Source organism: Gimesia maris, from assembly GCF_008298035.1.
Classification (GTDB): Bacteria; Planctomycetota; Planctomycetia; order Planctomycetales; family Planctomycetaceae; genus Gimesia; species Gimesia maris.
In genome coordinates this window covers 5,967,975-5,988,676 of sequence record NZ_CP042910.1, presented here as the reverse complement: position 1 = coordinate 5,988,676, position 20,702 = coordinate 5,967,975, and the positions used below count along the sequence as shown (strand labels likewise).

Below are 20,702 nucleotides of genomic sequence, written 5' to 3'. Positions count from 1 at the left end.
TTGGTTATTTTTCGGTATCCGAGGTGTTCCAGCGATAGACGGCGAGATGATCCAGTGCACGAATGAAAAGTTCATTGCCGCTGACCGCAATGTGCGCCCACGAATCGTCGGCTACTTTGCGCCGATCCAGCAGTTCAAACTTTTCCGGGTTCGCATTGATCAACAGCAGGTCACCGGTTTGATCGAGTGCCAGTATTTTATCACCATCGGTGACCATGCTCCAGTATTTTCCATAGGGGGTCGTGGTCCAGCGGGTTTCGCCCGTCTTGAGATCTATACAGGTGAAACGCTGATTCCGCAGATGCAGGTAAATGAAACCGTCAATGATCAGCGGAGAGGACATGTAGCCCTGGGCTTTGTTGGTCCAGATTTCCTCAGGGGCCGCGGAGTCGCCCGACTTGTCAGGAGTATAAAGAAAAGACTTGCCGCCGTAGCTGCTGGTGAATACGGAATTCTCGTGCACTGTGGGAGTCAGAATATTCATGCCTCGAAAGGCGGGAATGTCCTGTTGCCAGTAAACAGCCCCATCAGCGGGATTGACGCCGGTCAGTGTCGTGCGGGTCTGAACAATCAACTGCGGAACCCCATTCAGGGTGGCGTAATAAGGTGAGGAAAAGGCACTGCCAAACATGCCGCCCCCATTGTCAAGGGCCCGCCATTTGATCGCGCCGGTCAGTTTGTCGACCTTACACAAACCACCGCCTGCCTGGACATAAACGGCATCGCCCACAATGAGAGGCGAAGAAGCAAACCCGAAAGCGGGGGGAGGCGTTTTCAGTTTTTCCACAAAATCAATCCGCCAGAGCACCTCGCCGCTCTCTGCATTCAGGCAGACGAGAACATCACGGATGCCGGCGACGTAGAGTCGTTCGCCATCATAAGCGGGGGTTGCCCGAATCCAGTCCCCGTTGGCTTTGGCAAAGAAGGGAACACTGATGGCGCCGGGCCACTCCTGTTTCCAGATCAGTTTGCCAGTCGCGCGATCCAATGCACTGACGACCTCCATTTTCTCATCAATGGTTTCCGTTACAAACACACGATCCGCAGTGACAATGGGGCCCGAGTAACCCGGACCGAGCGGGATTTTCCAAACCTGGGTCAGAGATTGATCAGACAGGCTGTCAGGGAACTCTGTCCCCTTGATGAGACCATCGCGGTTCGGCCCTCGCCACTGAGACCAGTCCGCTGGGCCGGGGTCTGCTGAGAGAGTCAATGCAGGTATCAGTGCGAGAATCAAACTGGCCAGTGGAAAGGGGAGAGGCGACTGCATGGATGAACTCTTTCGTCTGTTGACGCAGGAAATACTATGGCGCGGGTTGAAGTTATCGGTACAAATAGACCTACAGGTCTGAAAATAACTGCTGTTCTCGTAGTTTGAAGGTGTCCAGTAAGGAATGAAAAACTGTTTTGAATTTTAATCTGATCGGTTATAGTCAGTGCGTCGGCTTTTGAAGTGAAAAAAATCTGATCAGAATTCAAATTGCTGAAAAAACTGTAAAAGCAGATTGTAAAACGAGATGTGATTTTATAATACAGTGTCAAAGGTCTGAGGTCTTGCGCGGTAAGCGATGATAGCTCTCTGATGTTTCAGATGGTTCCGCCCTAGAAGTTCTCAGATTTTGATATCAATGCAGACTTTGTTCCGCTGTGTGATTGCACTGACGATCCCATTCAGTTTACAGAGACTGTGAGTAACCCGCCAAACTTTAAAAATTGATTGAGTGAATAGACATGAGCGACGCACGTCTTTCGGGCTATCCCCTTACGTACCTGCCACGCGACCTGACAGCAGGTCTGGTGGTATTTCTTGTGGCACTTCCACTCTGCCTGGGAATTGCCCTGGCTTCCGGGGCGCCGTTGTTTTCGGGCTTGGTATCGGGAATCATCGGTGGAATTGTGGTGGGGTCCATCAGTGGATCCAGCACCAGCGTGAGTGGACCTGCTGCAGGTCTGACGGCCATCGTGATCGCGCAAATTGCCGCCCTGGGTTCTTTTGAAGCGTTTCTGCTTGCTGTCATGCTGGGCGGGGTGATCCAGATTGTGCTGGGGATCGTGAAAGCCGGTTCACTCTCCGCGTTTTTCCCTTCCAGTGTGATCAAGGGGCTGTTGGCTGCCATCGGTGTGATTCTGATTCTGAAACAGATTCCCCATGTTGTGGGACACGATTCCGACCCGGAAGGGGAAATGTCATTCACGCAGCCAGACAAACAGAACACATTTTCTGAAATTCTGACAGTCTTTGAGGGCGATATCCATTATGGAGCCGCTGTCGTCGGATTGTCTTCCATTGCTCTGCTGGTGCTCTGGGGCCGAATTAAAATGCTGAAAAATTCTGTCATCCCTGGCCCGCTGATGGTGGTGCTGCTGGGGGTGAGTCTGCATATTCTGTTTCAGCGCACGGGTGGCCCGTGGGCGATTGAGGCCAGTCACCTGGTGCAAATTCCTGTTGCAGAAACAGCCGGTGATCTGCTGACCTTCCTGAAGTTTCCTGACTTTACTCAGTGGGCTAACCCGGCCATCTATGTGGCTGCAGCGACGATCGCGATCGTCGCTTCTCTGGAAACCCTGTTGAACCTGGAAGCCGTTGATAAGCTCGATCCTGAAAACCGCAATTCGCCCTCCAGTCGTGAGTTGATTGCACAGGGGGTTGGTAACGTGACCGCCGGTATGATTGGCGGCCTGCCTGTGACGTCGGTGATTGTGCGTGGTTCCGTGAATGTGAACGCTGGTGCTAAAACCAAAGTGTCATGTATATTCCATGGAGTTTTGCTGCTGATATCAGTCGCGTTAATCCCCGTTTATATGAATATGATTCCTCTCGCGGCGCTGGCAGCAATTCTGCTGGTCACCGGTTTCAAACTGGCCAGTCCCGCCTTGTTTCGACAGATGTGGAGCGAGGGACGCTACCAGTTTCTGCCCTTCATGATCACGTTACTTTCAATCGTGTTTACCGACCTGTTGATCGGTATTTTAATTGGACTGGGTGTGAGTCTGCTGTTTATTCTGAACAGTAGTCTCCGACAACCGATCCGTCGAATTGTGGAGACACACGCCGGGGGTGATGTTCTGCATGTTGAACTGGCAAACCAGGTCAGCTTTCTGAACCGTGCCGCACTGGACACAGTGTTTAACGATGCCCCTCCCGGCACCAACATGCTGATTGATGCCAGCGGCACGGATTATATTGACCCGGATATTTTAAGTCTGATCCAGGAGTTCAAGGATAAAATCGGCCCCGCGCGAGGGATGAAAGTCAGTTTGCGCGGTTTCCGTAAAAAGTATCAGTTGAATGACGAAATCCAGTTCGCTGACTATTCCACGCGTGAACTGAAAGACCGGATTACACCGGATCAGGTCCTGCAGATTTTACGTGAAGGGAACGAGCGGTTCTATACCGGCAATCGACTCTCACGCGACCTGGGGCATCAGGTTAATGCCACTGCGGGTGAACAGAATCCGCTGGCGGTCGTTTTAAGTTGTATCGATTCGCGCGTCCCCGCGGAACTGGTGCTCGACCTGGGGATTGGTGATATTTTCAGCGTGCGTGTTGCTGGAAACGTGATCGGGAATAAATCGCTGGGCAGTATCGAATATGGTGTCGCTGTCGTCGGCGTGAAACTGGTGCTGGTGCTGGGGCACACCCGCTGCGGAGCCGTCACTTCCACAGTGGAACTGATGTGCGAAGATGATAATGCCTTGCAAGTCACAGGTTGTTCACACCTGGAATCGATTGTCAATGAAATTGTTCCCTGTGTCGACGAAGAAACCTGCTCGGAAATCCCTCGGATGAGCCAGGATGAAAAGGAACGGTTTATCGACGAAACGGCACGACGTAACGTCTGTCGCAGCGTATACGAGATAAAGGCCCGCAGCGAAGTCCTTCGTAACCTCGTCGATGCCGGCAAGGTCATGGTGGTTGGTGCGCTTTACGACGTAAAAAGCGGCAAAATGGAATTCCTGACCGATCCGTCAGCGGAACCGGAATATGAGCAATCACCGCAGGCTTAAGTTCCCTGAATCAGCGCTCCCCTGTTAACCAGGGGAGCGAGAATTTCACTTGCTCTGAAGTGATACATTGTCTTTCACTTTTGACTTGCACCTTGCCGCTGACGGGCTGCACGGTGGATTCTGGACCCTCTTCTCTCTGAAAGGTCAGTTGATCTGTTTTGCAGACGAGATGTCCGATGCGAATTTCCAACTGGGGACCGTCGGCTGTCTGAATCGAACGCAGAATGACTTGCGTTGGATCAACCTGGGGTTTGGCAGCCTGGTTGTTTTCAGATGAGGAAAACAAAATCAGACCTGCGAGGATGAGAACAAGATAAAACGTTTCTTTTGAATGAAACATGACCTGACTCCTTTCGAGTTTATGGTTTGCCTTCAGGTTTTACGACCCATCCCGATATTTATGTTGCAAAAGGGATGACTTGCTTCTGCCCGTTGAAGCAGATGGTGCCTTGTGTTTTTTCAAACTGCACAATGATCAGATAATCGGACGGAGTCCAATTGCGTGAGAGATGCTGAATTGCCTGCATGTCTTTTAAGAGTCCGACGACATAATCTTCCAGCAACAGTCGAAAACGTAAGCGGTCTGCATCTGAGATTTCCCGTTCCACAACTGACGGCAGCCTGTTTAAGGCTTTCTGCAGCAGTCGGATAAAATCTTTCTCAGACTGACTGCTGACTTCAAATGTGTGCAGGGGAAATTTCATGATGAATTCACTGGGATACTTTCCGTTTTCTTCCAGGCACGAAAACAAATCAGTACAGCAAGGACTGAGAGACTAATTACGGTCCAGTAAAAAAAAGAGGACATATTTCCCAATCCGAAAACCGCATAGCCATAGACGCCGTAATGTTTCTGCGAGGCGTTTCCCACTATCTGGTAGCGGGGCGTTGAGGAAACCAGCAGTAAGATCGTAAAGGCTAACCAGAAGTTAGTTGCGATAAAGTAGCGGAGCATGTTTCTTTATCTGCCTTGTGAAAAGATGGGATGAAATCGGTTTCTTCTCAATTTCATTCTAAACGAAATATCCTGAGAGGGGAAATAAAAAATCTATTTGGACAGGAAGTCAAAAAAACAGGCCTCTTTCCATTACGAAAAGAGGCCTGCCCGCACTTAATATACTCTTAGTATTGCAGCGAACTTATCTCCGCCCGCCCCGTCCACCGGAACGTCCTGATGAACCGCGGTTGCTGCTGCCCCGTGAGGAACTGCCGCGCGAGTACGAAGGTGTGCGACTGCTGGAAGGACTGAAGCTGGAGCCACGTGAATAGGCAGACGAAGGTCGCTGCTGTGAGTACGTTTGCACTCCCTGGCGAGACTTGGAAGCAGCCTGGGAGGAACGGTTCATCTGCTGGCTGAGCTGTCCCCAGTTTTTCTGCATGCTTTGCAGGCCGGACGCAATCTGCTGACTTGAAGATTGACTGTAGCGGGAATTTGAGGCAGTCGACTGGCGGCTGGAACGGTACGAACCTTTCTGGCTGCTGCTGCGGGCCGCCTGCTGGCTGCCTGTGGATTGTCGATTGCGGGCCGAAGAGGAGCTCTGCCCGACCTGACCGTCGCCGAGTGTACCCGTCGCGGAGCCATTTTGTGTGGTAACCGTTGAGGAGACCTGTCCATTACCGGCAGTTGTATCCACCGAGGCAGAACCTTTGCTGGAATCGATGGTTGTGGAACCGTTGTAGGTCCCGTTGCCATTTCCGGTCGCTGTGCCGGAACTGTTATGCTCCACATCAGCATAACCCCTGGTTCCTTGAACGGAAGTGGAGGACGAACGAACGCCGCTGACCGAGCCATCGGCGTTCTGGTTCACGCTGCCACTGGTGTTCCTGCTGCCATACGCGTTGACGCCAGTATTTGTTGCGACAGAGCCACTGGCCTGGGTGTTGTAGTTGGCTCCTGTCTGTGTCTGTTGAACGGATCCGGTCACCTGACCTGCGCCGGCCGCCGAGAGTCCATTGGATGTGTTGACGGTTCCGCCGCCCGCTGCGCCGAAGTAAGTCGTATCACCGGCGGTTGTCGTACCGGCAATGCCCGCGCCTGTTGCGGTCGCTGAATTTCCCTGGGGCCCGGTGACCGTTGTGGTGGCTGCACCCGCACCGACAGTGATAGCACCATTCTGGTAGACAACACTGCCTCCCTGGGTGGCTCCCGTCACTGTGTTGCCATTCGGACCTGTGTATGTTGTCGCGCTGCTGCCGGTGGACGCCGTTGCGTGTCCATAGGGACCCGTTGTGGTGGTTTGAGTCGCAGCGCCATTTACGTTTTCACCATGATAGGTGGTCGTCGTTGTCGTCTGATGCGGATACGCGTATGCGGTGTAGAGTTCGGAAACGGTCGCAGGAACGAAGTATCGACCGGCGACATAACCGGCGGCGGCCACGTATGCGGCCTGGCCTGTCAGCGGAACGCCACTCTCATCCACAAACTGTTGGGGCTGTTCTTGTAGTGCGGCATCGACTTCAGCGCGGAGTTTGTCAATCGCCCGCCAGACGTCATCAGGCTGGGACTGGTAAGCACGTCCCAGTAAGGTGGTGGTCGCGATGTTGTCGCTCAGTTGCGACAGAATTTCGGGATACTGTTTCAGCTTGTCGACATTCGGGTCGACTGCTTTGTTGAACTGCTGCACGCGTTCTGCAAAGCGTCCGCCACCAATGCGGACGACCGGTTTGTCAGAAGCCTGGCGGATTGCCAGTGGATGCTGTGATGCGTTGAGAATTGTTTCGACCAGATCGTCCGGATAGAAGGCAATCCCGGTGACCAGGCTTTCCAAAGCCCGCGGTGACAGGTTTTTCTGTGGCAGCTTCTGTTGCATTATGCCGCCGGGCTGTTGTGCATTGCTGATCCCTGAATGCAGAATAAAACAGGCTCCGACTGTGAGGGCGATGAATCCTTTCAAATAATTCTGTGAAGTAGCAGTCATTGATCTCCCCATCTTTTTACTGAGATTGTGAAAACGGTCTCTCGTGGTTCACATCTTGCCTTCTCTGATGTTTCTCGACCTGATATTGCGCTGGTCACTATTCATATAGCTCAGATTTGATGAGTGATCGGAAATGCTTTTCAGAAAAACAGGTTTTCCGGGAACTCTTTTTAACTGACAGTGCAATGGGCCGGGAAACGATGTTCGTAGACAACATGTTGCCAAAAAGAAACATCACATGGCCTCATTCAAAACCATGTTGTTAACCCCGCGGGGAAGCATACTCAAGCTGTAGAAGCGCGGTTTCAGAAAGCAGAAAAAATGAGTGAGAAAAAAGGAATCACTCGAAAAGAAATCAGAAAAAAATTCGGAACGAATCGGGATCGAATGGGTTTGATTTATATCATCAAAGAGACAATGTGCCAGACAGGTTGTTTCTGCGTGTGCGTCTCTCACTTTGATCTGTCTGAATGGTTCCGCACCGTGCCAACATTCGTCCCGAAGGTCTCAGGTCGAATTCCAGCCATCGAAGCCCGTTTTGGAGATGGGACGCATTTCTGTCAATTTCAGACAAATCAAAAAACGTGGATGAATTCAGTCGAGCTGACTGTGTTTCCCTGATATATTAATGTCTTGCCCAATAGGACCTCAGGGAGAGAACGCAGTATGCAGGCGAAGCGATCCAGCCACGATACGATTTCTGATAACTGTGGGAACGGTCTGTTTAATCGTCGTGAAATGTTGCGGACTGCCGGTGGCGGTATCGGAATGATGGCCCTTAATTCTCTATTAGCGACAGATGGAGTTGCACAGGCCGCCTCTGATTCATTGAAACCGAAAGAACCGGATTTCAAACCGCGTGCCAAGCGGATGATCTGGCTGTTTATGCACGGCGGTCCCAGTCACGTGGATCTGTGGGATCCCAAACCCGATCTGGTCAAGTACTCAGGGAAACCGTTGCCCGACAGTTTCGGCGAAGTGATGACCCGCCGCAAGGTCGCAAAAAATCCGTTGCTCGCGCCGATTAAACCGTTTCGCAAACGTGGAGAATCGGGACTCGAAGTCAGTGATTTTCTGCCGCATACCGGTGCGCTGGTTGACGATCTCTGTGTGGTACGCTCGCTGCATGGTGACAGTGTGAATCACCCGCAGTCGGTCTACCAGATGAATACCGGCAGCATTTTGATGGGGCATCCCAGCGTCGGCAGCTGGGTTGCTTACGGACTGGGTTCTGAGAATGCAGACATGCCTGCGTTTGTGGTGATGCCTGATCCCGGAGGTGGCATCAAAGGAGGTCCTCCCGCGTGGGGCAGTGGTTATCTTCCCGCGACGTTTCAGGGAACCACGATGCGCGCCGGTAAGACACCGATTCTGAATTTAAAACCGCCGGCGTCGATTTCGTCGCAGCAACAACGGGCGACCCTGGATCTGATTCAATCGATGAATCGCCGCCACCTGGAAGCCCGCGACCAGGATGACGAACTGGCGGCGCGCATTTCTGCCTACGAACTTGCTTTCCGCATGCAGACGGCCGCTCCGGAAATCGTCGATCTGACACAGGAGACACAAGACACGCATGCCATGTACGGGCTCAATGATCCCCAGACGCGGGACTTCGGCGAACGTTGTTTGCTGGCGCGACGGATGATCGAACGGGGCGTACGCTTCGTACAGCTCTATTCCGGAGACACCGTTGGCTGGGATGCACACAGTGATGTGACTAAAAATCATACCGCCTATTGTAAAAAAACGGATCAGCCTGTTGCCGCTCTGCTGAAAGACTTGAAACAAAGAGGGCTGCTGGAAGACACGCTCGTGGTCTGGTGTGGTGAATTTGGTCGCATGCCGATGAGCGAGCAGGGCAGAGGCCGCGATCACAATCCGTGGGGGTATTCCGGCTGGCTGGCCGGAGCCGGAATTACCGGCGGACGGTCTTACGGGGCCACCGATGCCATCGGCCTGCGATCCGTTGAGAACAAGGTGCACGTCAATGAATTTCATGCAACACTGCTGCATCTGCTGGGTTTGGATCATGAATCGCTGACCTATTTCCATAACGGTCTGGATGAGCGTCTGACAGGGCCTGCCGAAGTGGAGATTGTGAAAGGATTGCTCACATGATTTCACACAACATGAGGTTCGTATTATCAATCGCGACTTTGATATTTGCTTGCAGTTCTTCATTGAAAGCAGAGGAAGCAGTAAAGCTTTCAGAGGAACCGATTACGGAAGCAGACCGGGAACACTGGTCGTTTCAACCGATCAAACGACCGGCACTGCCCGCTGTAAAAAATCAAACCTGGCCGCGCACCCCGATTGACCATTTCATTCTGGCTGAACTGGAGTCAGCAGAATTGCAACCCGCGACTGAAGCAAACCGTACCACGCTGATCCGTCGGCTCTATTTTGATGTGATCGGTCTGCCGCCAATGCCGGAAGAGGTCGAAACGTTTCTCGCGGATCAAAGTCCCGATGCCTATGATAAACTCGTGGATCGACTGCTGGCCTCGAAACATTATGGGGAACGCTGGGCGCAGCACTGGCTGGATCTGGCCCGCTTTGCCGAGACCGATGGTTACGAACATGATAAGGTGCGACCTGATGCCTGGAAGTACCGGGACTGGGTCATCAAAGCGCTGAATGAGGATATGCCTTACGATCAGTTTGTCCGCTGGCAACTGGCGGGCGACGTGATCGCACCGGAAAACCCGGAGGCGAAAATTGCGACCGCCTTCTGTCTGTCCGGTCCCGATATGCCTGATATCAATTCGCAGGAAGAACGCAGGCATACGTTGCTGAATGAAATGACCTCCACCGTCGGCTCTGCATTCATGGCGCTGCAGATGGGGTGTGCCCAGTGTCACGATCATAAATACGATCCGATCAGCACCATTGACTTTTACCGCATGCGCGCCTTTTTTGAACCGGCGGTCAAACCGGTCAAGAACAGATCGGTCACCATGCTGGCTTCGATCGGAAAGCCTGTCGCCCTCAGTCGTGTCATGATTCGCGGTGACTGGCGTCAGCCCGGCCCGCGAGTGCAACCGGCATTTTTAAGAGTAGCGAATCTCCAGGAGCAGGCTGTCGACGCCGATGATTCACGCCAGCAGCGACGCGAATTTGCCTTCTGGCTGACCCAGCAAAACCACCCGCTGACTTCGCGTGTGATTGTGAACCGCATCTGGCAGCATCACTTCGGGCGTGGCCTGTCTGCGACTCCCAGCGATTTCGGGTTGATGGGCGATCTGCCCACGCATCCGGAACTGCTGGACTGGCTGGCGGCCGAACTGATGTCGTCCGGCTGGAAAATGAAATCACTGCATCGACTGATTCTGACTTCAAGCGTGTATCGACAGGCGGGGCAGTTTAACGGTTCTCAAGCATCAGAAAGTGCCTGGAAACGCTCCCTGAAGGAAGATCCGGACGTTTCCCTTTTATCCCGATTTCCGCGTCAGCGTCTGGATGCGGAAGTCATACGTGATGCGATGCTGGCGGTCAGTGGTAAACTGTCAGAGAATTCAGGAGGACGTGGCGTGATGCCACCGCTGCCACGCGAGTTACGGGCGACGTTACTCAAGGATCAGTGGAAGACCAGTGCCAACGTCGAGGATCACTATCGGCGGAGTATTTATGTTTTCGCCCGACGAAATTTGCGTTATCCCCTGTTTGATGTATTTGATCGTCCGGATGCGAATACCAGTTGTTCGCGACGCGGGAATTCGACAACGGCACCGCAGTCACTGTTGATGATGAATTCGGAGAGTTCTCTGAAGTGTGCGCAGGAACTGGCGGGATTGATCTGGGATCAGGCTGGTGAAAATGAGGTACAACAGGTTAAATTGCTTTTCCGTCGTGCCCTGGGTCGCATGCCGACGGATAACGAGTTGGATGAAATGCGCCGGTTTCTCAGCACGCAGCAGAAGATACTGGCACAGGAACAACGTTCTGCCGGAGAATTGCTGTTACCTTTAAGCGAGACGCCGATCAAAAATGCATATGCCGGTGCCGCCTTGACGGATCTGTGCCTGGCGATTTTCAATACCAGCGAATTCCTGTATGTGGATTAATCAGTTTCAACAGGAATACGCCTGCCTCATCACTGAACTTGGATCAAAGAGTTTTTTTAAATGTTGAATTTGTTAGATTTGTTAAGAATGGAGCTGTGTAGATGCCGTTCTCTTTTCTGTACTAGAAGGTGAAAGATGATGATACGACCTGGAATTTATTTGCTGATGATATTGCTCGGAAGTGTGACAGGCTTTGATTGCGTGGCACTGAATGCAGAGGAACCTGAGTTGCTGGGGGACTGGCGATTGCAGGGGGACTCTCAGGATCGGAGTGCACTGCATCTGAAAACGATCAATCAGGGGGTCGTGCTGAAACCAGATCAGGCGGCGGTATTTGACGGGCGCAAAGCCTTTCTGGAAGTACCGCATACAGATCCGTTATCGCTGGGGACTGATGAGTTTTCCATTTCGCTGACCGTGCATACCAGTGCTGAACTGGATGATGTGCTGGGAACCCTGCTCAGTAAATACGATCGAAAGACGCGGCGAGGTTTTCAGTTGAGTCTCAAGAATCATGCCGGCGTGACCAGCAGTCAGTCGAATGACCGGCATCTGCAGTTTGGAATCGACAATGGCAGAATCGATGCCGAGTGGACCGATCACGGACAACTGGGGAATGCCGTGCTGATTTACAGCATGGCCGTTCACGATGGGAATCTGTATGCAGGAACCTGTGTGCCGGGTGAAGCAGCCGCCGGTCGGGTTTATCGGTTTGACCAGGGACAGAAATGGATCGACTGTGGCGCACCCGATTTGTGCAACGCGGTTTCCTCTCTGGCGGTCTACCAGGGGAAGTTGTACGCGGGGACAGGCAAGTATCGCTTGAAGGGTTCATCGCTTTCGGAGTCAGATAATCCTCATCACGGAGGGAACGTTTATCGTTATGAAGGCGACGGCAAGTGGGAGCACTGCGGCAAACTGCCCGAGGTAGAAGCGATTAACGGCATGGTCGTTTATCGGGGTAAACTGTATGCCTCTTCCATGTATAAACCGGCTGCCTTTTACCGTTACGACGGTGATCAGAAATGGACGTCGTGTGGAGTGCCTGACGGGAAACGTGTGGAATCGCTGGCCGTTTATAACGGCGATCTGTACGCATCGGGTTACGATGAAGGAGCCGTCTATCGTTTTGACGGAACAAACTGGTCACAGGCCGGGAAGGTGGGAGAGTCGACACAGACTTATGGCTTCACCGTTTACGAGGGGGACCTCTACGTGAGTGAGTGGCCGCACGCGGAAGTGTATCGTTATGCGGGTAAGAATCTGTGGAACCTGGCCGGGCGGTTGGGAGAGGAGAAAGAGAGTATGCCGTTGGCGGTCTATAACGGAGCCATGTATTCGGGCTCATTGCCTCTGGCTGAAGTGTATCGTTATAACGGCGGTGTGGACTGGACGAATACAGGTCGGCTCGATTTGACTCCGGATGTACGTTATCGGCGTGTCTGGTCGATGGCGGTTTTTCAGGGGAGACTGTTTGCAGGCACCCTGCCTGCCGGACGTGTGCACTCTATCGAAGCGGGCAAGAGCGTGACGTACGATACGGCGCTCAAGCCTGGCTGGAGACAGATTGTGGCGGTAAAGGAACCCAAACATCTCAAACTGTATGTCGATGGCAAACTGGTTGCGACCTCTGGTGAATTCAATTCAGCAGACTATGATTTAACAAACTCGGAACCATTGAAGATCGGCTTTGGAGCCCACGATTACTTCAATGGGAAAATGAAGGATGTCAAACTGTATCGCCGTGCCTTATCCGCGGAAGAAGTTCAGAAAGCGTTTTCTGCAGACTGATCATTCATAGATATGACAAAAAAAGAGTCATCTGAGATTCTCAGATGACTCTTTTCGTTTTAAATTGAGAGGCTGGATTTTACTGAATACCGTGATTTCGTCGCAGTTCACTTTCGAGTTCTGGAACCCGCCCCTGCTCCTTCAGCCACAATTCTTTGAGTGCGAAGGATGAAGGTAACTGCAGACCTTTGAGTTCATGGATGTATCGCCAGAGAATGACTGCCCGGAGCCCTTCTTCGATGGCGAGATCTTCAGACTTCAAACTGGGGTACCGATTGAGAATCGCAGCATATAAAGCCATTCCTTCTTCCAGTTTCTGTTTCGCTTCATCAAGCTTATTTTCGAATACGAGCTGCTCGCCCTGATAAAGATATTCGTGCGCTTTGATCGTATTCTCTTCTGACTCTGAAGAGGCCCGCGTCCGCCAGAATCGATAGTTGGAAGTATCCTGGTAGCGACTGGTCCAATCACGCACATCTTTTTCCGTAATGGATTCATCCCGCGCTGCCAGGGCTTTGATATCTTCCTCTGTCCATTCCAGTACGATCGGACCTTTGGGTGTGATGAACTCTTCACGGCCGTAAATCTCGGTCCATTCATCATAACCCTGTTTCCAGGCATCGGTGCGCTGTTTGCCGAAGACACCTTCACGCTGCATGGCGTTGGCATAATCAAATTGTGCATGCCACGGAGAGCCCCGGAAGAGCATCCGCATCTGCAGGTGCTGTTTGTGTTTGAGTTCTTTGTCGTTGGCAATCAGGAAGTGTTCTTTGGCCACCTGGTAGTTATCGAGACGTTCGGGGTTGATTTCCGGATCCGGGCCCCCATCGTAGCGTTCCGTATCGGGGTCCACTTTATAGAAGCGGCGGAACTGTCGCCATTCGTCCGAGCGTCCCACTTTCTGACCATGCAGGTTTCCGACTTTCCAGTCCAGTTCCGGAAATCGCTCGTTGCGTGTGACACCTTCATTCAGGAATTTAATGCCCTCTTTGACCCAGAAGTAGCGGTCTTCAACAGCGTCCCATTCAGCGGAAACGTTATAGGCCAGATTCCAGCCCTGGAAATCCCAGACTTTCATATAGTGAGGCTGGAGCAGGATGATGGAATCAACGGTCGAGCGGAGTTTTCCCCATTCTTTTTTCTTCTGATACTCGTTGGCATCGATCCAGAGCATATTCGTAGCAATGCCGCGCAGCCCCAGCAGAACAAAGTTCATGGAGGCACTCGAGGGATCAACGTCACCCAGGGTACTTTCCCCGAGTTCATGTTTGTCACGCAGTTGAGCCAGTTTACCACCAGAGCCATCTTCACCCGTGGAAGGCATGCCGAGCCAGATCACCGGGATCAACAGGACAATAATGGCAATAACGTATGCCAGTTTACGATGTTTGGAAGAGAGGTTGTTCATTTCGCCTCCAATTCGCGAAGTTTCAAGCTATAGAATGATATGATTAAACACGGAAGTATATAAGCCGCGGTTGTCGCGATAGCAGGCAGCATGGCCGCACTCCAGGAGATATCAAAACCTTTAATGACGTATTCACGCATATTGGAAAAGATACCAAAGTTCGGGATCACCTGCTGGCAGAGCCAGAGGAAGTTAATAATGATGGAATCGACCACTCCAATTATTACTTTTACGGGACCAGGTGGTAATTCTGTTTGAGAATTCATATGAGTAATCAGCCGATACCAGGCTTCAATCGCTCCTGCTGCTTCCATTTTGCCGCTGAGTATTTCATTCATGTATTCTTTCGACATGAATCCCACCAGTACGACTGTTAACGTGGTGAGAATGGCGACGGGGCCTTTCACAAAGCAACTGATGGTCACGCCGAGCATGATGACCAGCACCATGGGCATCCAGATTCCAAATACTGCTTTTGAGTAGCCTACGTAAAACTGACGGTCGGGCGTCCGGATAAACAGGTCGGATCGGGCCATTCCGAGCAGCTGCCCTGCTTCCTGGCAGTGTACTTCGACAGTCAGGTTCCCTTCGTCATCCACCAGGTCATCAAAAATATCGACTTCCACATCTTCTGAACCATCGAATTTTTTCTGGACCATTTTGCGGTTGATCGCGATTCGGTTATCCGAATATTCCCTATTCACATACGGCGGGGACTCAACACGCAGGCCTTTATCTTCATTCACGAAAGTGAGCTGGAATAGAATACCGCCCACTTCCATATTTCCTTTATGAGTACGAAACGCTTCAAATGACGACTGCAGAACCAGATCGTCGCCAATCGCATCGCTTTCGTCGACTCCTTTGAACTTGTAGATGGCGCTGGCTTTGGTAGCCCCTTCGATGTAACTGCGGAACATCCAGACGTCGCCGACATTGATCCCCAATGCGGTGGGAGCGCCTTCACGATCGGTAAAAGAGATCTCGCCATACAACGGGACTTTGGAAACCAGCAGAGAGACATCTTCTTCCGGTTTCTCTTCTGAAGTCGATTTTTCCCCGGATTCCTGATTCTTCGCGGCAGATGCCACCGATTTACTTTGTTCGATGTCCGCGACCTGACGTTCGATCCAGATGTAACCGACTGTTCCCATTACCAGCAGGATCACTGTACCCAGCAGAGTAAAACCAAGCATACGACCGAGCACGATTTCAATGCGGTAGGCAGGTTTGGTAACCACGGTGTGAATGGTTCTGAGGCGAATGTCTTCGGGTAAAGACCAGCAGGCCAGCAGCAGCATGATGGGGATCACGAGCCAGCTGATGGCTTTCAAAACGAAGTCAATGTAGGACTGAACCTGCAGATCAGGTCTGTCTGCCGTTCCGGAGAGGAACCAGCCGGCAAACATGAACAGGACTGCGAAGATAATAAAGACATACAGAATTTTCTGACGGAGTGACTCGCGAATGGTGAGCACACTCAGCGACCAGATGCGCCGACAGGAAAGGTGGATCATCTGGACAAAGAAATCGCCGATTGCCAGCAAGATGGAATAGAGAGCTTCCCCGGCAGAAGAAAAGGTAAATTTAATGGCATTGAAAAAAGGGATTTTTTTGACTTTCGTCAGGAAAGCCCCTTCACCGGAAAAGTATTGGTAGATCCCGCTACAGATTCGAGTGAGAAAATCTAACAGGAAGCAGAACAGGACCGCGAGTAACATTGAGCTGCCGAACACGATCAGAAAATGAACGAGAGCAGCTGACTTGTCATATGGAATCGGATCAAAAGACATAATGATTTACTTCTGTGAATAACATCTCAGCGGAAATGATGTCTGCTGATTTCTGCAGCAGAGCCAGAATCAATGATCGAGAGTGGCATTATGCACAACAGGCATCCTGCTTACTCGGCCGTTTTTTTCTCTTCCGTCTCGGGAACAAATCGTTGACCGGGCCGCTCTTTACTTTCCTGCACTGTTTTCAGGAACAGAGATTCCAGAGTCGCCGTCGGATGGTCAATCGTATCCACTTTTCCATTGTGTTTAGCGACAACCTGTTCAATTTCTTTGATGGCTTCATCACTCAGTTTCGAAGTCAGGATTTGTGTTTCTTCCTGTTCTTTGAGCAGGTCATCCACGCGGCCCATCACCTTGAGTTCGCCGCCGTACAGAATTGCGATGCGGTCACACACGTCTTGAACATCTGCCAGCAGGTGGCTGCACATCAGAACGGTTTTCCCCTGTTCCTTGAGCTCCACAATCATCCGCTTCATGTCGTCCGTTCCCAGCGGGTCGAGACCACTGGTTGGTTCGTCCAGCATGACCAGGTCGGGATTGTTGATTAACGCCTGAGCCAGACCGATACGACGGGTCATCCCTTTGGAGTATTCTTTAAGCTGGCGGCGCTTGGCGTGGCCTAAGCCGACTTTTTCGATCAGTTCGGCTGATCGCTCGCGGCGCTCCTGTGCCGACATCTTGAAGAGACGTCCGTAGAAATCAAGGGTTTCTTCTGCATTCAGGAAACGGTACAGGTAGGATTCTTCAGGCAGATAGCCGATGCGTTCGTTCTTTTCCACATTGGACGCGGGTTGACCGAGGACTGTAATTTCCCCTTCAGAAGGGAACAGCAGACCCAGAAGCAGTTTCAGCGTGGTCGTTTTACCAGAGCCGTTCGGACCCAGCAGACCAAAGATCTCCCCTTTTTTTACTTCCAGGCTTAATGAATTGAGTGCGCGAACTTTTTTGCGGCCCCAGAAATCACGATAGATCTTTGTCAGATTGCTAATCTGAATCACTGACTCATTGTCCATTGGCGGTTCTTAGCTCCACTGTTGTAGTTAGATTATGACCAGTATAAGAACGGTTTCTCAGTCCTAAAAAGAACCAACTAAAACTAACGCTAGAAAATCTGCGAGTTTACTACGATTTGTATCTGTGCTCCGTTGGTAAAATTTTCAATTTCCAGACGAGGAAACGAAAAAACAGAGCAGGCAGCAGATCAATGTGAGGCCAGCATCCATGACAGGGGCCAGAAGATCAGGAATCCATTCGAAAACAATGATCCATGGTGGATAACACTCTAAAATTGCAGAGCAGCTCTTGCAAGCTATTAGAGTGGCATACTGGGTTAAGATTTCAAGAACGTGGTCGCTGCAACCTGTATACGACGGCGAACCCGTATAACTTAACCCCGACTGGTTATGGAAGCGGTTACAAATGACAATGGTTTGTGTTCATGCGGATAGATGGATGCTCCGCTTCGAATCGGTAAACGCAGCAGATGGCAGGAGCAGCACAATTCGTTTTCAGAAACGGGCTTTGCGTTGAGAGAGATATTCGATCAATGCCTTGTCGAAGGGCATGCTGGTATCCAGGGGGACATAATCCACGCCCATGGCGAGCAGTTTTTCCTGATAGGTTCCTCGAAGTTCCTGCACTGCTTCCAGGTAGTCGGCTTTCATGCCTTCCGCATCGAGGACCAGGGAGTCGCCCCCTTCAGGTTCTTTGAGATCAACCATGCCTTCAAAGGGAAAATAGACCTCGGCTTCATCCAGAATATGAAACAGAATGACATCATGACCTGCATATCTCAATCTCTGCAACCCGTCGAGAACGTTTTTCTGATCCGTCAGCAGGTCTGAGAAAATCATCAACAGGCTGCGATGTTTGACCATGGATGCGATCTGCTGGATATTCTGTCCGATTTCAGTAGTGCCGCTGGGCTGCGAATTGGCCAGCATTGCCAGAATATTACCCAGCTGTCCCCGTTTACTGCGGGCCGGCAGAAAGTTCTTAATCCGGTCTCCAAATGTAATCAGGCCGACCGGGTCCTGCTGGTGGATCATCATATATGCCAGCGAGGCAGCCAGGCAGATCCCATAATCAAACTTGGAAAGCTGCTGGCGATAGGTATAAGCCATGCTCTCCGAAAGATCGAGAATCAGATAACCCGTGAGATTGGTTTCGGCCTGGTATTTTTTGATGTAGAAGCGATCCGTTTTGGCATAGACCTGCCAGTCGATATCGCGTGGATCATCTCCCTGGGTGTAGCGACGATGTTCGCTGAATTCAACACTGAAACCATGATACGGGCTGGCGTGCAGTCCACTTAGAAATCCTTCGACGATGAATTTCGCTCTCAGATCCAGCCGCGCCACCGTCTGTATGACTTCTGGTTTCAGGTATTGTTCCGCATTAGCCATAAAGGGTTGTCTCAGTCAGATCAGGATTACAAAAGAGATATCTTTGTCTTGTAAGGCTTGCTGTCAGCTCAAGCTGGTGCCTTGAATTGGTTTAGAAGCGATTAACCGTGTTACAGGTATTAGTTAGGCCAGGGAGGTATACTCTTGAGCATTTCGGGTCGGTTGGTTATGGTTATTCATCAGACAGGCTATTCGAAACAGGATCTTCATCTTGATTTCGAAAGGGAATAAACTAGGTTTATGATAACCAGACATCACAGGATCGCGATCCTTTTTTCTGAAAAGGGGTGGTCTGGTGTCAGGTAATACATAATATTAGTAAAAGCAGAATTCATTACTGCAATCAGCCTGTGGCTATGTTAATCTGGAGTGCGGGCTTCCTTCTAAGCCAGATCATCAGGTTTAGTATACCTTCACAATAAATTACGTTCGAGACCTGCATTTTTCTTCTGCTAAATCTTAATCTTTTCGATATCTGATCCTAATACATTAGCAGAAGTACTAAATATTTAATCTGTTTTCTAATTTCACTTTCTCGTCATTTATTTATCCAAACAGGGATTTATTATGTCAAATGGCATAACTCCGGATGAGCAGAATAATAATCCTTCGGAAATACCGTGTCCGCTGTGTAATGAAATGGTTCGTTCAGGCCTGGTTCGCTGTTGGAATTGTGGTTCCTTCATGCGGGAAGACATAGCAGAAGCTTATCGAAAAATGCAGGAGAATCCGGCACCGATGATCTTCAGCCAGCTACCGGAAGAAACAGAGAATCCGGAAGAGGAGCAGTCCCGAAGTTCAATCGCTACGATGACCGGCTATTCCGACCGTGATGACGACGACTTCGAACTGGATAAGAGTATTGCCGTCACGGAATATGAAGCCAGTGATGATGATTTCCAGTTGACCGGGGACTTGGATTCCAGCCAGGATGATCAAAAGACGATTCCCCTGGCACGTGAAGAATCCGAGGTCGAAGCCAGGCAACATGAGGAGCAGGAAGAGGAAGCTGAGGCACCTGCGACAGAAGAGAAAGCGAAAAAGATTGCAGAAGCCCCTGCCGAAGATCATTCTGTCGCAACAGGTGGTGATGTATTATTCAACGTCGCCATCGAGGAAGAAAAAGAAGAGAAAAGACGGCGCAAAGGGGGCGGACGACGTCGACGGCGACGCGGTGGAAAAGTTGAGGGTGGCATCGTCGTTTATTGTCCTAATGGGCATCGCATTCGGGTCCGGGAAGAATATCGGGGTGCGGCAGGAAAATGTCCTGCGTGCAGTGTCGTGTACCTGGTTCCCAGGGCGGTTCCCAGCGAGCAGCAAGCTGAACAGCCTGAGGCTGCCGAGGGGCAGGAGGTAACAGAGGGTTCGGATGGATTCGACGCTGGTGCGTACTCACACTGGCTGAAAGGGATCAAACTGCATGCAATTGACCCGACCAAGCTGAAGCTGAAACCGAACAGTCTGGAAAAGGCATTTACCACAGTCGATCTGGCGATTTCTCCGGAAAAAATGCTGGTTCTGGTTGTGGCCAAAGCCGGTTTGCTCGGCGGTGGTTCGAAAGACAAACTGGATAAAGCCAGAGCGGAAATTGCAGCCCATCTCAGGGAAGAAAAAGAGGAAGCCGAAATTCCAGCAGCCAGCGTACAGACGGTCACAGCCGAGCAGATTTCCAAATTGCGCGTGGTTTTCCCGACGATGTACGATCATGAGTCCGTGTTTGCAGGAGTTCCCGTGTTTGGTAAAGGCCGGATTGCGATAGCCCTGCCAAAACAGGAAGATTCAAAGGAAAATCAGTATCTCACTTTCTCGTTGAGCGAATATCGCAAACTGACTGAAGCACTTTCAGAATTCTTCGGCATTGATCAACTGGGACAGGATTCAGGAATTCCTCTGACTGATCAGATGCAGCAGGTAACCTGCCATTACAGCGAGGAATCGTTTGAAGTTCTGGATAACGAAAATCTGGAATTTTATGAGGCAGATCCTGAAATCGAACTGACTCTGGCGGGCAGACAATGTCAGGGATGTCAGTTGATTGTCAGTGAAGATTCCCGAAAAAAGGAGCGAATCGGGGGCAAGACTGGCAAAGGGATTGCCAAAACCAAGTGCCCGAAATGCAATGAGAAATTCGGCAATATCTCACTCTACCAGCTCGCAAAAACAGAAGTGCCTGCAGAAGCTGCTGCCGAATAGGTGAAAGGTACGGCGTTTCCTCAATCGTTGAAACAAACCACCACTGCGCGCAGCGGGGGAATTTTATTGTGCGGTGATTGCAGACGCCGGACGGACGGCTATAATATGTTTAATTC

Annotated in this window: 14 protein-coding genes; 5 read left to right on the top strand and 9 right to left on the bottom strand. The window is 51.1% G+C overall.

Translation table 11 applies throughout. The features are described 5' to 3' along the window. Positions 1–4 precede the first annotated feature (4 nt). The gene (locus GmarT_RS22095; protein ID WP_002645709.1) at positions 5–1,270 is read right to left on the bottom strand and encodes a PQQ-binding-like beta-propeller repeat protein; all 1,266 of its coding nucleotides are present in this window, start codon (positions 1,268–1,270) and stop codon (positions 5–7) included. Positions 1,271–1,731: 461 nt separating this feature from the next. On the opposite strand from GmarT_RS22095, the gene GmarT_RS22090 reads away from it, so the two are divergent. Continuing rightward, positions 1,732–4,008, top strand: coding sequence for a bifunctional SulP family inorganic anion transporter/carbonic anhydrase (locus GmarT_RS22090; RefSeq protein WP_002645710.1), 2,277 nt, complete (start codon positions 1,732–1,734; stop codon positions 4,006–4,008). A gap of 10 nt (positions 4,009–4,018) precedes the next feature. On the opposite strand, the gene GmarT_RS22085 is transcribed toward GmarT_RS22090, so the two are convergent. The 4 genes from GmarT_RS22085 to GmarT_RS22070 form a co-directional block, all read right to left on the bottom strand. Continuing rightward, on the bottom strand, positions 4,019–4,348 hold the full coding sequence (locus tag GmarT_RS22085) for a hypothetical protein (RefSeq protein ID WP_002645711.1): 330 nt from the start codon (positions 4,346–4,348) through the stop codon (positions 4,019–4,021). A 58-nt stretch (positions 4,349–4,406) separates the two neighbouring features. Further along, entirely contained in the window at positions 4,407–4,712 is a 306-nt protein-coding gene (locus GmarT_RS22080) for a hypothetical protein (RefSeq protein ID WP_002645712.1), read from the bottom strand. Further along, positions 4,709–4,963, bottom strand: coding sequence for a hypothetical protein (locus GmarT_RS22075; protein WP_002645713.1), 255 nt, complete (start codon positions 4,961–4,963; stop codon positions 4,709–4,711). The genes GmarT_RS22080 and GmarT_RS22075 overlap by 4 nt, the downstream gene beginning before the upstream one ends. A gap of 184 nt (positions 4,964–5,147) precedes the next feature. Beyond that, a complete protein-coding gene (locus GmarT_RS22070; protein ID WP_002645714.1) occupies positions 5,148–6,926 on the bottom strand; it encodes a DUF3300 domain-containing protein in 1,779 nt (592 codons plus the stop codon). A 666-nt stretch (positions 6,927–7,592) separates the two neighbouring features. Here GmarT_RS22070 and GmarT_RS22065 point away from each other — a divergent pair. The 3 genes from GmarT_RS22065 (at position 7,593) to GmarT_RS22055 (ending at position 12,784) form a co-directional block, all read left to right on the top strand. Further along, positions 7,593–9,047 carry a DUF1501 domain-containing protein gene (locus GmarT_RS22065; RefSeq protein ID WP_002645716.1) on the top strand — a complete coding sequence of 485 codons (1,455 nt, stop codon included), beginning with the start codon at positions 7,593–7,595 and terminating at the stop codon, positions 9,045–9,047. Continuing rightward, a complete protein-coding gene (locus GmarT_RS22060; RefSeq protein WP_002645717.1) occupies positions 9,044–10,993 on the top strand; it encodes a DUF1549 and DUF1553 domain-containing protein in 1,950 nt (649 codons plus the stop codon). Before GmarT_RS22065 ends, GmarT_RS22060 begins: the two co-directional genes overlap by 4 nt. A gap of 135 nt (positions 10,994–11,128) precedes the next feature. Continuing rightward, entirely contained in the window at positions 11,129–12,784 is a 1,656-nt protein-coding gene (locus tag GmarT_RS22055; RefSeq protein ID WP_081459445.1) for a LamG domain-containing protein, read from the top strand. A gap of 79 nt (positions 12,785–12,863) precedes the next feature. On the opposite strand, the gene GmarT_RS22050 is transcribed toward GmarT_RS22055, so the two are convergent. The 4 genes from GmarT_RS22050 to GmarT_RS22035 form a co-directional block, all read right to left on the bottom strand. Next, a complete protein-coding gene (locus GmarT_RS22050) occupies positions 12,864–14,192 on the bottom strand; it encodes a hypothetical protein (protein WP_002645719.1) in 1,329 nt (442 codons plus the stop codon). After that, positions 14,189–15,985, bottom strand: a complete 1,797-nt coding sequence (locus GmarT_RS22045) for an ABC transporter permease (protein ID WP_002645720.1) — start codon at positions 15,983–15,985, stop codon at positions 14,189–14,191. Before GmarT_RS22045 ends, GmarT_RS22050 begins: the two co-directional genes overlap by 4 nt. A gap of 110 nt (positions 15,986–16,095) precedes the next feature. Beyond that, complete coding sequence (locus tag GmarT_RS22040; protein WP_002645722.1) at positions 16,096–17,001, bottom strand: ABC transporter ATP-binding protein; 906 nt, start codon at positions 16,999–17,001, stop codon at positions 16,096–16,098. 495 nt (positions 17,002–17,496) lie between these two features. Continuing rightward, positions 17,497–18,393, bottom strand: coding sequence for a DUF58 domain-containing protein (locus GmarT_RS22035; protein ID WP_002645723.1), 897 nt, complete (start codon positions 18,391–18,393; stop codon positions 17,497–17,499). Positions 18,394–18,960: 567 nt separating this feature from the next. Between GmarT_RS22035 and GmarT_RS22030 the strand changes: the two genes are divergently transcribed. Beyond that, positions 18,961–20,586, top strand: a complete 1,626-nt coding sequence (locus GmarT_RS22030) for a hypothetical protein (protein ID WP_002645724.1) — start codon at positions 18,961–18,963, stop codon at positions 20,584–20,586. Positions 20,587–20,702 lie beyond the last annotated feature (116 nt).

Excerpts from the sequence above, each read along its gene's own strand:
- GmarT_RS22050 (WP_002645719.1), bottom strand. The coding sequence starts at position 14,192 with ATGAACAACCTCTCTTCCAAACATCGTAAACTGGCATACGTTATTGCC.
- GmarT_RS22060 (WP_002645717.1), top strand. The coding sequence starts at position 9,044 with ATGATTTCACACAACATGAGGTTCGTATTATCAATCGCGACTTTGATA.
- GmarT_RS22055 (WP_081459445.1), top strand. The coding sequence starts at position 11,129 with ATGATGATACGACCTGGAATTTATTTGCTGATGATATTGCTCGGAAGT.
- GmarT_RS22030 (WP_002645724.1), top strand. The coding sequence starts at position 18,961 with ATGTCAAATGGCATAACTCCGGATGAGCAGAATAATAATCCTTCGGAA.
- GmarT_RS22095 (WP_002645709.1), bottom strand. The coding sequence starts at position 1,270 with ATGCAGTCGCCTCTCCCCTTTCCACTGGCCAGTTTGATTCTCGCACTG.
- GmarT_RS22070 (WP_002645714.1), bottom strand. The coding sequence starts at position 6,926 with ATGACTGCTACTTCACAGAATTATTTGAAAGGATTCATCGCCCTCACA.
- GmarT_RS22065 (WP_002645716.1), top strand. The coding sequence starts at position 7,593 with ATGCAGGCGAAGCGATCCAGCCACGATACGATTTCTGATAACTGTGGG.
- GmarT_RS22075 (WP_002645713.1), bottom strand. The coding sequence starts at position 4,963 with ATGCTCCGCTACTTTATCGCAACTAACTTCTGGTTAGCCTTTACGATC.
- GmarT_RS22080 (WP_002645712.1), bottom strand. The coding sequence starts at position 4,712 with ATGAAATTTCCCCTGCACACATTTGAAGTCAGCAGTCAGTCTGAGAAA.
- GmarT_RS22045 (WP_002645720.1), bottom strand. The coding sequence starts at position 15,985 with ATGTCTTTTGATCCGATTCCATATGACAAGTCAGCTGCTCTCGTTCAT.
- GmarT_RS22040 (WP_002645722.1), bottom strand. The coding sequence starts at position 17,001 with ATGGACAATGAGTCAGTGATTCAGATTAGCAATCTGACAAAGATCTAT.
- GmarT_RS22090 (WP_002645710.1), top strand. The coding sequence starts at position 1,732 with ATGAGCGACGCACGTCTTTCGGGCTATCCCCTTACGTACCTGCCACGC.
- GmarT_RS22085 (WP_002645711.1), bottom strand. The coding sequence starts at position 4,348 with ATGTTTCATTCAAAAGAAACGTTTTATCTTGTTCTCATCCTCGCAGGT.
- GmarT_RS22035 (WP_002645723.1), bottom strand. The coding sequence starts at position 18,393 with ATGGCTAATGCGGAACAATACCTGAAACCAGAAGTCATACAGACGGTG.